This window comes from Streptomyces sp. NPDC001880 (assembly GCF_053594575.1).
Genome location: NZ_JBSFET010000002.1, coordinates 128,944 through 141,560, shown reverse-complemented (window position 1 = coordinate 141,560; position 12,617 = coordinate 128,944). Strand labels below are relative to the sequence as shown.

The following is a 12,617-nucleotide window of genomic DNA, read 5'->3' as shown; positions in this document are numbered from 1 at the left end:
ATGGCCATGGAAAAGATGTCCATTGCGAAGGCTCTCAACGAGTCGCTGCGCAAGGCCCTCGACACCGACCCCAAGGTCCTCATCATGGGTGAGGACGTCGGCAAGCTCGGCGGGGTCTTCCGGATCACCGACGGGCTCCAGAAGGACTTCGGCGAGGACCGGGTGATCGACACCCCGCTCGCCGAGTCCGGCATCGTCGGCACGGCGATCGGCCTGGCCCTGCGCGGCTACCGGCCCGTCGTGGAGATCCAGTTCGACGGCTTCGTCTTCCCCGCGTACGACCAGATCGTCACGCAGCTCGCCAAGATGCACGCCCGCGCGCTCGGCAAGATCAAGCTGCCGGTCGTCGTCCGTATCCCGTACGGCGGCGGCATCGGCGCCGTCGAGCACCACAGCGAGTCGCCCGAGGCCCTGTTCGCGCACGTCGCGGGGTTGAAGGTGGTCTCGCCGTCGAACGCGAGCGACGCCTACTGGATGATGCAGCAGGCCGTCCAGAGCGACGACCCGGTCATCTTCTTCGAGCCGAAGCGCCGCTACTGGGACAAGGGCGAGGTCGAGACCGACTCCATCCCCGGTCCGCTGCACCGGGCCTCGGTGGCCCGCACCGGCACCGACCTCACGCTCCTCGCGTACGGCCCGATGGTGAAGGTCTGCCTGGAGGCGGCCGCGGCCGCCGAGGAGGAGGGCAAGTCGATCGAGGTCCTGGACCTGCGCTCGATCTCCCCGATCGACTTCGACGCCATCCAGACCTCGGTCGAGAAGACCGGCCGGCTCGTCGTGGTCCACGAGGCCCCGGTGTTCTACGGCTCCGGCGCCGAGATCGCCGCCCGGATCACCGAGCGCTGCTTCTACCACCTGGAAGCACCGGTGCTGCGGGTCGGCGGCTACCACGCCCCGTACCCGCCGGCGCGGCTGGAGGACGAGTACCTGCCGGGTCTCGACCGTGTGCTCGACGCCGTCGACCGCTCGCTGGCGTACTGAGGACTGGGACGTGACAACGATGACCGACACTGCCAACGCTGCTCGCTTCCGTGAGTTCAAGATGCCCGACGTGGGCGAGGGACTCACCGAGGCCGAGATCCTCAAGTGGTACGTCCAGCCCGGCGACACCGTCACCGACGGCCAGGTCGTGTGCGAGGTCGAGACGGCGAAGGCGGCCGTCGAGCTGCCGATCCCGTTCGACGGGGTGGTGCACGAACTGCGCTTCCCCGAGGGCACGACCGTCGACGTCGGCCAGGTGATCATCGCGGTGGACGTGGCACCGGGCAGCGGTGACGCGGCGCCGGCGCCGGTCGCCGCGCCGGCCGCGGAGCCGTCGGAGCCGGAGGCTCCCAAGGGCCGTCAGCCGGTCCTGGTCGGGTACGGCGTCTCCGAGAGCTCGACCAAGCGGCGTGCCCGCAAGGGCGCCACGACGGCGGTGCCCGCTGCCGCGGCGGCGATCCAGGGCGAGATGAACGGCCACGGCCCCGTGGTCCCGGAGAGCCGGCCGCTGGCCAAGCCGCCGGTCCGCAAGCTGGCCAAGGACCTGGGCATCGACCTGGCGACGGTCGTCCCGACCGGCAAGGACGGGATCATCACCCGCGAGGACGTGCGCGCGGCTGCCGCGCCCGTACCCGCACAGGCCCCGGCGCCCGTCGCCGCCGCCGCTCCGGTGGCGGCCGAGGCCGCTCCCGAGGCCCCGGCTCCGGCCGTCGTCGCCACGGTGGGCGCCCGCGAGACCCGTATCCCGGTCAAGGGCGTACGGAAGGCCATCGCCCAGGCGATGGTCGGCAGCGCCTTCACGGCTCCGCATGTCACCGAGTTCGTGACCGTCGACGTGACGCGCACGATGAAGCTGGTGGCGGAGCTCAAGGAGGACAAGGACATGGCGGGGGTGCGGGTCAACCCGCTCCTGATCATCGCCAAGGCCCTCCTGGTCGCGATCAAGCGGAACCCGGGCATCAACGCCGCCTGGGACGAGGCGAACCAGGAGATCGTGCAGAAGCACTACGTCAACCTGGGCATCGCCGCCGCGACCCCGCGCGGACTGATCGTGCCGAACATCAAGGACGCGCACGAGCAGACGCTCCCGCAGCTGGCCGCGTCCCTGGGCGAGTTGGTCTCCACGGCGCGGGACGGCAAGACCTCCCCGGCCGCGATGGCGGGCGGCACGGTGACCATCACCAACGTCGGTGTCTTCGGCGTCGACACGGGCACGCCGATCCTGAACCCGGGCGAGTCCGCGATCCTCGCGGTCGGTGCGATCAAGCTCCAGCCGTGGGTGCACAAGGGCAAGGTGAAGCCCCGTCAGGTCACCACGCTGGCCCTGTCGTTCGACCACCGCCTGGTCGACGGCGAGCTCGGCTCCAAGGTCCTGGCGGACGTCGCCGCGATCCTGGAGCAGCCGAAGCGGCTGATCACCTGGGCGTAGCTGTACGAGATGGGCCCGCGCGAACGACTTCGCGCGGGCCCATCGGCATGTCCGGCCGCTGCCGCACGGCGAGTTCGGCGAACACGGTCTTGCCGACGGTGCGCGGCTCGACGCCCCACCGGTCCGCGAGCCGCGCGACGATCAGGAGCCCCCGCCCGTAGCACTCGTCGTCCCCGGCCTCCCGCACACCGGGCAGCCGCTCCCCGCGTGCGTCGCTCACCGCGATGCGGAGCGTGGTCGCGGTGAGCGCGAGGTGCACGCGGAAGAGGCGGCCCTCGATGGCGCCGTGCAGCAGTGCGTTGGTCGCCAACTCGTTGACCAGCAGGGACGCGTCGCCGGCCAGCTCCGGATGGCCCCACTGGAGGACGAGCCGGGCGGCGCGGCGACGGCACAGGGAGATGCTGCGCGCGGTGGGGGTGTAGTCGAGCCGGTCCTCGCGGAGAACGGGTTCGGGGGCCTCTTGAGTTGCGGACATGAGCACGAACTCCTCGGGTGCGGGCGGTGGCGATGCCGCACCTGCGGGGCGCCGGTTCCGGCGCGGGGCAGGGCGGTGCACTTCCGCCAACTGATTCCGCTGTGCGAGCGGCTGTGTGCCGAACGTAGCGATCCGAGTCATGCCGCACAACATCTCGGAGATAATTTTCCCCATCAGGGTGATTGTGGGGTTCCACCTGCTGGCTGGAGACTGTCTCCGACAACAGGAGGTGTCGAGCCGTGTCGAAGCCGCGCGCAGACATGGGGAACCGCGTGTCCACGGTCCTTGCACGTCAGTTGGGCAGTCAGCTGCTGGGCTTCAGGGAAGCCGCCGGACTGAACCAGACGCAGGCCGCGCAGGCACTCAGCGCTCAGGCGGCCAAGATCGCCAAGATGGAGCATGGCTGGGTTCCGTTCCGGGACCCTGACGTCGTGGCCCTGTGCGCGGCGTACGGAGTTGACAGTCCGGACACGGTGGATGCTCTGCTTCGACTGGCCAAACTGGACCGAGAACGGCGGAAGGCAAAGGGCTGGTGGGCCACATCGCTGACGCAAGGGAGCCTTCGCGAGTACATCGCCATGGAGGATGTGGCTCTCAGGTTGCGTACGTGGCAACTCGCTCTGATCCCAGGCTTGTTTCAGACGCCCGAGTACATGAGGGCCCTCTCGGTCGCGGCTGTCTCGCCCGACCGGATCGACGAGGTGGAGCGTCTGGTCGACGTGCGAGTACGCCGCCAGCGGCGCCTGCATGGCGACAACCCGCTACGAGTACACGCGGTGATCTGGGAGGCGGCACTGCGACAGATGATCGGCGGCCCACAGGTCATGCGGCAGCAGCTTGAGCATCTGCGCTCACTGGCCGAGATGCCGAACATCGACGTGCAGGTGCTTCCATTCAGGGCAGGGGTGCATTCCTGCGGTGGAGGGCCCTTCAACATCCTTTCGTTCGTCGAGTCCGGTGCTCTGGACGTGGTGCACATGGACGGACTGCGCTCCACCAACTGGGTCGAGGGGGCCGAAGAGAGCGCCGCTTACACTGAGTTGTTCGCGCGCACCTGCGCCACCAGCCTGTCACCGTACGACTCGCTGCGGGTCATGGAGAGCATTGCCAAGGGGATGATCGAGTGACCGAGTTCCGCTTCAGGAAGTCCAGTTACAGCGAGCCGAACGGCGAGTGCGTCGAAGTGGCCCGCAACATCCCCCGTACTGTCGCCGTCCGCGACTCCAAGCGGCCCGACGGCCCCGTCATCGTTCTCGGCCCCGCCGCCTGGGACGCCTTCCAGGCCGGGCTGGTCCGGTCGTCGGACTGACTCGGCCCGCCCGGCTGGCGCCTGTTGCAGGGGTCGCTGCTCGCTGGCCTTCGGGCTGTGTTTCCGTGCCGCAGTGAATCACCGCCAAGCGCCTCGTGGAGTGTCAGCGCGCTGCGAGGGTTGCGAGTAGCTCGGCGGCGGTCTTCGGGTGGACGAGCCAGCGCAGGTGGCTCCCCTCAAGTGTCCGGACGTCGAAGGGGTTGTCGGGTGTGAGCGCGTCGGCTTCGCGAATCATGCGGTCCTGCACGGCGAGCGGAAGGCTGGCATCGGCGGCCAGGCGCACATAGGTTTTGGGAATCCGGCCCCAGGTCGTGGCCTGTGCCCGGTCGGCGGACGTACCGATGTCGAGGTTCTCATCGGGCTGGAAGGTGTTCAGGAAGGTCCGGAACTCGTCATCGGTGAGGTCGGCGGCGGACGCTCGCTTGAACGCGGCGAGCGCCGCCGGGTCGGCGGTGCGGAAGTTGGTCCGGAGCAGACCGAGTTCGGCCGGGTTCCCGACGAGTGTGGCAGCGAAGGCTCCCGCGTCGACGTCCGCCATCTCCGGCTGGGCGTGATAGCCGCTCACGTCCAGATCGACGGGGCACCAGGCGGCGACGTAAACGATCCGGTCGATCAGCTCGGGCCGGGCGTTGGCGACGGCGGTGGTCGTGATGCCGCCCCGGCTGTGGGCGACGAGGATGGTGGGCCCGTTCCGCTTGGCCCGTTCGAGGACTTCGATCACGCGGGCGGCGTTGTCGGCGAGCGTGACGCCCTTGATGCTCCCCGGTTCTGCGGCGAGGGCGTCGAGATCCTGGGGAGCCTGGTAGGCCGCGGGGAAGGTCGCCTCGAATCCGTGCCCCGGAAGGTCGACCGCGACCGAGCGGTGCCCGAGTAGGGCGAGCTCGGCCTGCAGCGGCGCGAACGTGAACGAATTCGCGAAGGCCCCATGAACAAAAACGAATGTCGGCAGATTCTGCATGCCTCAGCCTCCAACAGAACGATTTATAGGGCAAGATCAAGGTTCAAGAGGGGAACCTCAACGGCGATTCCAGACGCTGACAGGGCGTCCTGTAACGCGCGGCGTCGAGGTCGGTAATGTGCTTCGGTCTCGGGGTCCGCGTTGCGTTCGTCAAGTACGGCCCCGTCATCGTTCTCGGCCCGGCGGCCTGGGATGCCTTCCAGGACGGGCTGGTCCGGTCGGGCTGACCCGGAACGCCCGGGCTAGGCGACCGCGTGCACGAGCAGTGTTCCGATGTGCCCGGGACGGGGGGCGTCCAGCACTCGCGCGTCGGCCGTGGCGAACCCGGCGCGGGTGAGCAGGCGCTCCCATACGGTGGGGCGATAGCTGTAGCGGTAGGTGAACATCGCCCTGCCCGCGAAACCGCCCTTGTACATGCCCTGCGGTCCGTACGCGCCGGGGATGGCCGGTGGCTGCGAGAAGACGAAGACACCGCCGGGGGTGAGGCGTTGACGGACGAGCGGGAAGAGGCGGGCCGGGTCGGTGAACCAGGCGGCTCCGAAGATGGAGTAGACGGCGTCGTACGTGTCCCCGCGCTCGTTCAGGTGACCCAGGACCTCCGCGCACACGAACTCCGCGCCGCTGTCTGACCATCTCGTGGAGGTCTTCTCGACCATGACCGGGGACAAGTCGATGCCCCGGGCGGCGATACCCAGCTGAGCTAGGTGGGCGAGAGCGCGGCCGGTGCCGCAGCCGATCTCCAGTACTGAACGCGGGGTGCCGAGCAATTCCGGGCCGGGTCCGTGACCGGCGTACTGGGTCCAGCAGAAGACCGGCTCCAGGTCGTCCTTGAAGGCGGAGGCGGCGTAGGCGTCCCACAGTTCGGTCTCGGCGGCGATGTCGTGTTGCGCGGGCAAGATGATTCCCTTCCGGCAAAGCCGGCCTCTGTCCTTCGGGGAGCCGAGGACAGAGGCCGGTGCCAGGTCGTTCAGTGGCTGTCGGGGAGCAGTGGCGCGGCCTGGCCATGCGAACCGAAGAGCTCGCCATCGCCTATCGGGCCGCGCCACACCTTGCCGCCATCCTCATCTGGAGCCGCAGATGACCGAGGTTCCAGACCTCAGTCCACCACCTGCACCTTGTCCGCGTGCAGACCCTTGCGTCGTTGGATGACCAGCGGGGCTGTGTGCCCTCCTACCGGTTGAGGATCTGCTCGACCGTGGCGGCCACCTGTTCGGCCTGGATGTCGCGGCCCTTGTCATTGGGGTGCGCGTACCAGGGGAGCTTGTAGTCGCCGAGCGCGACCTGGGAGTCCTCCAGCAGGCCCCCGATGCCCCGGTCGGCGCCGTCGCATGCCGTGTTGCCGCCGGTGTGGGCGTAGAGGTCGACGAAGTCGGCGCCGCCTTCGGCGTCGGCGGCGGCCTTCTTCATGACGTCGTTCAGCCGCTTCTGGATCTGGTCCAGGACCGGCAGGGCGTCCTGGGGGATGTCGGCGAACGGCAGCTGCGTCTGACCGGGCGCCGCGGTCAGGCACTTGGTGGTGTCCTCGGGCACGAGCCGGGGATAGCCGGCCAGGACGCGCTTGGCGTCGGGGGCGAAGTAGCCGATGCGGTCGAGCAACTCCTCCAGGTCCCACCCGACCTGCTCGAACCGGCCGTCCAGCCACTGCTTCCCGTCCCCGGACTCGAAGAACTCACCGCACGTGGCGGCCGGCTTGTCCTTGTCCACCGGCTCCCCCGGCAGCAGAACGCCCTCCGTCCGGAGCTTGTCGGAACACTGCTTCAGGATGCGGTTGAAGCCCAGCGTGTTGCCGCCCATGCTTCCCACAGCCAGCTGGGTGTCGTACTTGAGCGCGTCCTGCTGCCGCGGGACCGTCATGCCGAGCAGCAGCTCCTGTTCCTCCCAGAAGTGGTGGACGAGGGCGCCTCCGCAGGAGACGTCCGACTGGACATCGAGCGTGATGCCCTTGTCCGCGAGGCGGCGGGTGGCGACGGCGGGGTAGTTCTCCTTCGCCTGGAAGCAGAAGTCCCTCTTGCTGTCCTGGTTGAAGGGAGCGATGCCGAAGTTGGCGGTGTAGGAGTCGCCGAAGAAGACGGTCGGTACGGGATCGGCGGGCGCCGCGCCGGCGTTGCCCGCCGGGCCGGCAAGCGCCAGGCAGCCGCCCAGTGCGACGGCCGCGGCAGCCAGCCGCCGCGCCACCGGAGTTTTCGTCGTTTTACGCATGGCCGAAGACATGGATGTGCCCTTTCGTCGAGGCCCACGAGGAGAGGCCGGCCAACTGGAACGCTCCGTATTCAAACATGCGCAGAGGGTGATGGTGATTCGATGGGCGCGACCGGAACCCGGCGTTCCTGGACAACCCCTTACGTGTGTTCATCCCGCCCGCTCAGCAAGGGCGTTGAGGAGGTACGTCCGACGAGTTCGGATGTGAACCTGGCCCGAAAGAGGAGGAGCCTGCCCGGCAACCGCGCGGACCCGGCAGCGTGGCCGTGCGCTGAAGGGGCAGAGGCGTTCGGCACGCAGCCGGGCATGCCGTACAGAGGAGCGGTCGTCGAAAATGGGTTTCGTGGCCTACGCTGCCGCATCCGCACGCTTGGCCGGTACGGACGTCGTCAACGGTCAACATGCCTATGTTCACACGGAATTGGACGTCAAGGGCCCGCTGCTAGGGTGGCCCGATGGCATCGGTCAAGAAGATCCAGGTCACCTTCGACTGCGCGGACCCCGAGCGTGTCGCCCGCTTCTGGTGCGAGGTGTTGGGGTACGTCGCACCGCCGGTACCGGAGGGGTTCGACTCCTGGGACGCCTACAACGACTCGCTGCCGCCCGAGGAGCGGGGTGCATGGTTCGTGTGCTCCGATCCCACGGGTGAGGGGCCGCGCATGTATTTCCAGCGCGTTCCCGAGGGCAAGGTCGCCAAGAACCGGGTGCATCTCGATGTGCGGGTCGGCACCGGGCTCGTGGGTGCGGAGCGACTGGCCGCGCTTGAGGCCGAACGTGATCGGCTGGTCGCGCTCGGCGCGGTGTGCGTGAACGTGCTGTACGCCGATGACAAGAACGAGTCCTGCATCAACATGCAGGACATCGAGGGCAACGAGTTCTGTCTCGACTGAGCCTGGTTCTCGATCAAGGCGACCACGCCCGACGGCCGCATCCTGCGCTCCCGCAGCCTGGACGGCATCGGCAAGGGGGCCTGTGCCCTGTCGGCCACCTGCCCGGCGCCTATCCGGTCCAGACACTCATCCGCGCCGCCGACGCGGCCTCCACCCGTCAGCGGCGTGTCGCGCCGCGCCGGGGCAGCCGGAACCGTCCCGTGGGCCCGGCAGTTGAGCGGACCGCGGGATGGTGGTCGGGGCGCGTCTGAGTGGTCGGGCCGGGGCGGGTCAGAGTGGCCGGGTCGTGGCGACCATGCGTCCCGCGTGGTCCATCACGGAGACGGACCGGATGTCGGGGATGTGCAGGGCACTCGCCCCCGTCACGGTGACGCTGCCGCTGGGAGTGATCCCCCAGGTGGCCGCCTGCTCCGTGCGGCCGTCCATCGAGGAGACCTGGAGGACGAAGGGGCCTGGTGCTCCTGCGGGCAGGTCGGCCAGGGTGACGCTCACCGCGGTGCCCCAGGGCTTGGTCGTGAGCGTGGCGCGGCCGGACACGGAGTACCCGGCGGCCGAGGTGAAGGCCGTGGACGGGCCGGTCGACTCCCGGAACGGCAGCATCGCCCCCAGCCCGAGTCCGGCAACCACGATGAAGGCCGCAGCCAGCATCAGCCACTGCCGACGAGTCCGGCGCCTGCGCGTGACATCGGCGGCGCGGACCTGCTCCAGCAGGTGGTCGAGCCGGGCCGGCGAAGCCGGGGGCGCCGCATCGGTGCCGGACTCGCGCGCAGCCGGGGGACGGGGCGCGGGCATGCCCGGGGCGCGGCGGAGCAGACCGGGCAGTGGGGCCGAGAGTGCGAGCTCGTCACGGCATTCCTGGCACGTGGGCAGGTGGGACTCCAGGACGCGGCGGTCGGTCTCGCCGAGACCACCCAGCACATACGCGCCGATCAACATGCGCACGTCATCGTGGTCGGTGCTCACCGCAGAACTCCCATTTCCTCAAAGGCTGCGCGCAGGTTGCGTACGGCGTAGTAGGCGCGGGACTTGACCGTTCCCTCCGGGATCGTGAGCCGTGACGCGGACTCGGCGACGGTCAGCCCCTCAAAGTACAGCGCCTGGATCACGTCACGATGCTCGCTGGACAGGCGTTCCAGCGCTGCGGCAATCACGTGCCCCTCCAGTGCCGCCTCCACATCATCGGCCGAAGGCACGGCCGCGAGTGCCTCGTCGTCGTAGAGCGGTTCCGGGCGCCGTTGTTCAGCGCGCCAGCTGTCGGTGAGCACATTGCGGGCGATCGTGAAGAGATAGGAGCGCATGGTGACGTGGCGCGGCTCGGTCTTGCTGATGCCGCGCCACGCCCGCAGCAGCGTCTCCTGTACGACGTCCTCCGCCTGCTCAGGGCTGCGTACGTACCTGCGCACGAAGGAGAGCAGCACATCGTGGTGCTCGGTGTACAGCGCAGTCATCAACTGCTCGTCCGGCGTCACGCTCGATGTCCTCATCTCGCAGGCTGGGGTCGCTCGGAGCATCGTCGGGCCCGAACTGCAGGCGGTGGACAGCCCGTGCCCCGGGGAGGTGCGGGACCGGATCCGATCCATCCGACTCACTTCCAGATCTGACCGCACCGGCTGCGTCGTCCGAGAGGACGGCTGCGACATGCGGCTTCTTGCGGCACTGATGGTGTGCCCTTGCGGCTACGTATACGACGAGCCGCGGGTTCGGGTTCACCCGCAGGCAGCGGAGTGCGAACTGGTTGAACTGCGGACTGAACCGGGGGCCGCGAGCGGTCGTACACATGACCGCAAGCCTTCCAACACTCAGGAGAAGAAGTCATGAGGAAGAAGAAGCTCGGCTGGGCGCTCGGCGCGGGTACGGCCATGGCCCTCGGCCTGGGCACCGCGGCCTTCGGGCTGCCCAGCACGGACGCATCGAGCCCGGTCACGTCCGCGTCTGCCTCCAGCGGAAGGCAGCACCCGGTCAAGGTGGAGGTCCTCTCACCCGAGCGCGGGGACAACGCGGGTGTGGAGGGCAAGGGCTGGATCGTGGACCTGAAGCTCTCCTTCCGGGGCAAGACCCTGGCCCAGACCGGCTACAACGGGCTCCAGCTCACCGGCCCGGCCGCGCACAACAACACCGCCCCCTTCCCCGGCACGTTCTCCACCGGCCAGGACGAGAAGATCCCCGGACTGGTCGTGCTGGACTCCACCACCAACAGCACCCTCCCCGGCTTCTCCGGGCCCGGCACCAACCTGGCCAACCTGTTCAACCTCTCCGGTGTCACCGACCGCACCGCGCACAAGACCGAACTGTGGGACACCTGGATCGTCGGCGCCCCCATCGTGGGACAGAACGTCGACACCACCCTGACCGTGGCCGTCATCGACGACCTCAACCACGACGGCGTCTACAACGACGCACCCGGCGTCGTGAAGGACCTCGACGGCGACGGGAAGATCAACGCCAAGGACCTGGACCGCATGGGCGTCGCCTCCAACATCGTCACCGTTCCCTTCCACATCAACGCCGACCCCGCCTGACGCCTGATGCCTGACGGGTGACCTTCGCGCGGAGAGCGGACACACGCCGTGGCGTGTGTGATTCCGAGACGCCGGGGTCGCCCGACAGGCTCCGAACCCCGCCGGGTCGGAAGGGCCGCTGCTGGGCCCGGCCTGTGGACACCTGCGCGGGTGCCGCGGTGCGCGCCGGGGCCGATGGACGGAGCGAGGACGATGCCGTCGCGCCCGCTTCGTCCGCCGCTCCGTACGTGGTCCTCTGCGGCACCCGTCACTCGGCTGCGGGCCTGTCCGGGTACCTCCCGGGCTCGCCGGCTCCCCGGACACATCGTGGCCGGCGCCCGCCGCCGACCACGCCGAGGACCGCCCCTGCCCGCAGTGGCATCCCCGCACGGCACCCCGCTGCGCGGGTCCCCGGGCGAAGGCCCCACAGCTTCGCCCGGGAGCCTGCCGCGGCCTGTGCAGGTCCTCAATTCTTCGCGTCCCGTCGCACATGACTGCCGGACGGGCGGGCCGAAACCCGTCCCCCCACCTCACCATGAGGAGCTACTTCCATGAACTCCCCGAAGACCCGCGTGGCCGTGGCGGCCTCCGCGGCACTGCTGGTCGCCTCCGGCGCAGCGCCGAGCGTCGCCGCCACCCCCGCGCCTGAGCACGATCGCACCTCCGTGGCGCTCGCCTGGTACGACACCACGGCGGACACGATCGCGGCGGCCGGCCAGTCACTCCCTCCGGTGACCAACAACAGGACCTGGGCGATCAGTTGGACGGCGGCGGCGCGGGCCTTGCAGCATGTGCCGTCCGGGGTCGACCGCAAGGACTACCAGGACGCGGCGCTGGCCGCCGCGGTGCACCGCGCCCTGGTCGAGCTGGTGCCCACCCGTGCCCCGGAGCTGGACGCCGCCCTGGAGCAGACCCTGGAGCAGACCCCCGACGGCCCGGCCGAGACCTTGGGCGCCGCAGCAGGCGAACGCCAGGCGCTGGAGATCCTGCACGATCGCGAGGGAGACGGCCTCGACGCGGCCTCGGTGAACGCCCCGTTCACCGTGCCGCCGGCCGCACCGGGCGTCTGGCAGCCCACCCCGCCCGCGTACGCCCCCGCCATCCAGAACGGCACCCGGTTCGCCCGGCCCTTCCTGCTGAAGAGCGCCGACCAGTTCCGGCTGCCCGCGCCTCCCGCTCCGACGTCCGAGCGGTACCAGAAGGACCTGAAGGAGGTTCGGGAATTCGGCGAGCTGAACAGCACCGTGCGCACCGCGCGGCAGACCGACACGGCCAACTTCTGGTACGAATCCTCGCTGAACCTGTGGACCAAGCCGATTCGCGTCGCGCTCGCCGCCACCTCCCACCAGCCGCTGCGCAAGCAGGCCGAACTTGTCGCCCTGGCCAACGCCACGCTGGTGGACACCCAGATCGCCACCTCCGACAGCAAGTACACCTACCCGCTGTGGCGCCCCGTCACCGCGATCCGGGCAGGCGTCGGCGACGTCCCCGCCGACCCGTCGTGGAACCCGCTGCACACCACCCCGGCGCACCCGGACTACCCCAGCGGCCACAACACCTACGCAGGCGCGGCGGAAACCGTTCTCACCGCCCTCGCAGGGCCGCGCACGGCCCCGTTCACCCTGACCAGCGCCACCGCACCGGGCGTCGTCCGTACCTACACCGCATGGCACCAGCTCACGCTGGAGAACATGGACGCGCGGGTCTGGCTGGGCATCCACACCCGCCTCGCGGACGAGGCCGGGGTCACCCTGGGCACCGATGTCGCCAGGTACGGCCTGAACCACGCGCAGGCGCTGTTCGACGAGCAGTGAACCGGCCGGGCGAGCACCGCGTCGGCGCACGCGTCCCTCTCGTGGCCCGGCCGATGAACTCGTC

13 protein-coding genes and 1 pseudogene are annotated in these 12,617 nt (G+C 69.5%); 8 read left to right on the top strand and 6 right to left on the bottom strand.

Annotated features, from left to right (window positions below; genetic code table 11):
- The gene (locus ACWCQ6_RS02150; protein ID WP_451084858.1) at positions 1-981 is read left to right on the top strand and encodes an alpha-ketoacid dehydrogenase subunit beta; all 981 of its coding nucleotides are present in this window, start codon (positions 1-3) and stop codon (positions 979-981) included.
- A 10-nt stretch (positions 982-991) separates the two neighbouring features.
- A complete protein-coding gene (locus ACWCQ6_RS02145; RefSeq protein WP_451084857.1) occupies positions 992-2,410 on the top strand; it encodes a dihydrolipoamide acetyltransferase family protein in 1,419 nt (472 codons plus the stop codon).
- Here ACWCQ6_RS02145 and ACWCQ6_RS02140 read toward each other — a convergent pair.
- Positions 2,397-2,885, bottom strand: coding sequence for an ATP-binding protein (locus ACWCQ6_RS02140; protein ID WP_451084856.1), 489 nt, complete (start codon positions 2,883-2,885; stop codon positions 2,397-2,399). The genes ACWCQ6_RS02145 and ACWCQ6_RS02140 overlap by 14 nt on opposite strands.
- Positions 2,886-3,124: 239 nt before the next feature.
- Between ACWCQ6_RS02140 and ACWCQ6_RS02135 the strand changes: the two genes are divergently transcribed.
- Together ACWCQ6_RS02135 and ACWCQ6_RS02130 are read left to right on the top strand one after the other, a co-directional pair.
- On the top strand, positions 3,125-4,012 hold the full coding sequence (locus ACWCQ6_RS02135) for a DUF5753 domain-containing protein (RefSeq protein ID WP_451084855.1): 888 nt from the start codon (positions 3,125-3,127) through the stop codon (positions 4,010-4,012).
- Positions 4,009-4,194: a DUF397 domain-containing protein gene (locus ACWCQ6_RS02130; RefSeq protein ID WP_451084854.1), complete on the top strand. Its 186-nt coding sequence runs from the start codon at positions 4,009-4,011 to the stop codon at positions 4,192-4,194. The genes ACWCQ6_RS02135 and ACWCQ6_RS02130 overlap by 4 nt, the downstream gene beginning before the upstream one ends.
- Positions 4,195-4,297: 103 nt before the next feature.
- On the opposite strand, the gene ACWCQ6_RS02125 is transcribed toward ACWCQ6_RS02130, so the two are convergent.
- Both ACWCQ6_RS02125 and ACWCQ6_RS02120 read right to left on the bottom strand, forming a co-directional pair.
- Entirely contained in the window at positions 4,298-5,152 is an 855-nt protein-coding gene (locus ACWCQ6_RS02125) for an alpha/beta fold hydrolase (RefSeq protein WP_451084853.1), read from the bottom strand.
- A 242-nt stretch (positions 5,153-5,394) separates the two neighbouring features.
- Positions 5,395-6,048: a class I SAM-dependent methyltransferase gene (locus ACWCQ6_RS02120; RefSeq protein ID WP_451084852.1), complete on the bottom strand. Its 654-nt coding sequence runs from the start codon at positions 6,046-6,048 to the stop codon at positions 5,395-5,397.
- 86 nt (positions 6,049-6,134) lie between these two features.
- Here ACWCQ6_RS02120 and ACWCQ6_RS02115 point away from each other — a divergent pair.
- Positions 6,135-6,233, top strand: a pseudogene (locus tag ACWCQ6_RS02115) (IS5/IS1182 family transposase); the annotation flags it as partial.
- 89 nt (positions 6,234-6,322) lie between these two features.
- On the opposite strand, the gene ACWCQ6_RS02110 reads toward ACWCQ6_RS02115, so the two are convergent.
- A complete protein-coding gene (locus ACWCQ6_RS02110; protein ID WP_451084851.1) occupies positions 6,323-7,351 on the bottom strand; it encodes an SGNH/GDSL hydrolase family protein in 1,029 nt (342 codons plus the stop codon).
- A 455-nt stretch (positions 7,352-7,806) separates the two neighbouring features.
- Here ACWCQ6_RS02110 and ACWCQ6_RS02105 point away from each other — a divergent pair, with 455 nt between their 5' ends.
- The gene (locus ACWCQ6_RS02105; RefSeq protein WP_451084850.1) at positions 7,807-8,241 is read left to right on the top strand and encodes a VOC family protein; all 435 of its coding nucleotides are present in this window, start codon (positions 7,807-7,809) and stop codon (positions 8,239-8,241) included.
- Between the two features lie 270 nt (positions 8,242-8,511).
- On the opposite strand, the gene ACWCQ6_RS02100 is transcribed toward ACWCQ6_RS02105, so the two are convergent.
- On the bottom strand, positions 8,512-9,204 hold the full coding sequence (locus tag ACWCQ6_RS02100; protein ID WP_451084849.1) for an anti-sigma factor family protein: 693 nt from the start codon (positions 9,202-9,204) through the stop codon (positions 8,512-8,514).
- Entirely contained in the window at positions 9,201-9,710 is a 510-nt protein-coding gene (locus ACWCQ6_RS02095) for a sigma-70 family RNA polymerase sigma factor (RefSeq protein ID WP_451084848.1), read from the bottom strand. Before ACWCQ6_RS02095 ends, ACWCQ6_RS02100 begins: the two co-directional genes overlap by 4 nt.
- 345 nt (positions 9,711-10,055) lie before the next feature.
- Between ACWCQ6_RS02095 and ACWCQ6_RS02090 the strand changes: the two genes are divergently transcribed.
- On the top strand, positions 10,056-10,760 hold the full coding sequence (locus tag ACWCQ6_RS02090; protein WP_451084847.1) for a hypothetical protein: 705 nt from the start codon (positions 10,056-10,058) through the stop codon (positions 10,758-10,760).
- Positions 10,761-11,290: 530 nt separating this feature from the next.
- Entirely contained in the window at positions 11,291-12,553 is a 1,263-nt protein-coding gene (locus ACWCQ6_RS02085; protein WP_451084846.1) for a vanadium-dependent haloperoxidase, read from the top strand.
- Positions 12,554-12,617 lie beyond the last annotated feature (64 nt).

Coding starts and splice junctions, on each gene's coding strand:
- ACWCQ6_RS02150 (WP_451084858.1), top strand. CDS start 1: ATGGCCATGGAAAAGATGTCCATTGCGAAGGCTCTCAACGAGTCGCTG.
- ACWCQ6_RS02140 (WP_451084856.1), bottom strand. CDS start 2,885: ATGTCCGCAACTCAAGAGGCCCCCGAACCCGTTCTCCGCGAGGACCGG.
- ACWCQ6_RS02125 (WP_451084853.1), bottom strand. CDS start 5,152: ATGCAGAATCTGCCGACATTCGTTTTTGTTCATGGGGCCTTCGCGAAT.
- ACWCQ6_RS02110 (WP_451084851.1), bottom strand. CDS start 7,351: ATGCGTAAAACGACGAAAACTCCGGTGGCGCGGCGGCTGGCTGCCGCG.
- ACWCQ6_RS02105 (WP_451084850.1), top strand. CDS start 7,807: ATGGCATCGGTCAAGAAGATCCAGGTCACCTTCGACTGCGCGGACCCC.
- ACWCQ6_RS02090 (WP_451084847.1), top strand. CDS start 10,056: ATGAGGAAGAAGAAGCTCGGCTGGGCGCTCGGCGCGGGTACGGCCATG.
- ACWCQ6_RS02085 (WP_451084846.1), top strand. CDS start 11,291: ATGAACTCCCCGAAGACCCGCGTGGCCGTGGCGGCCTCCGCGGCACTG.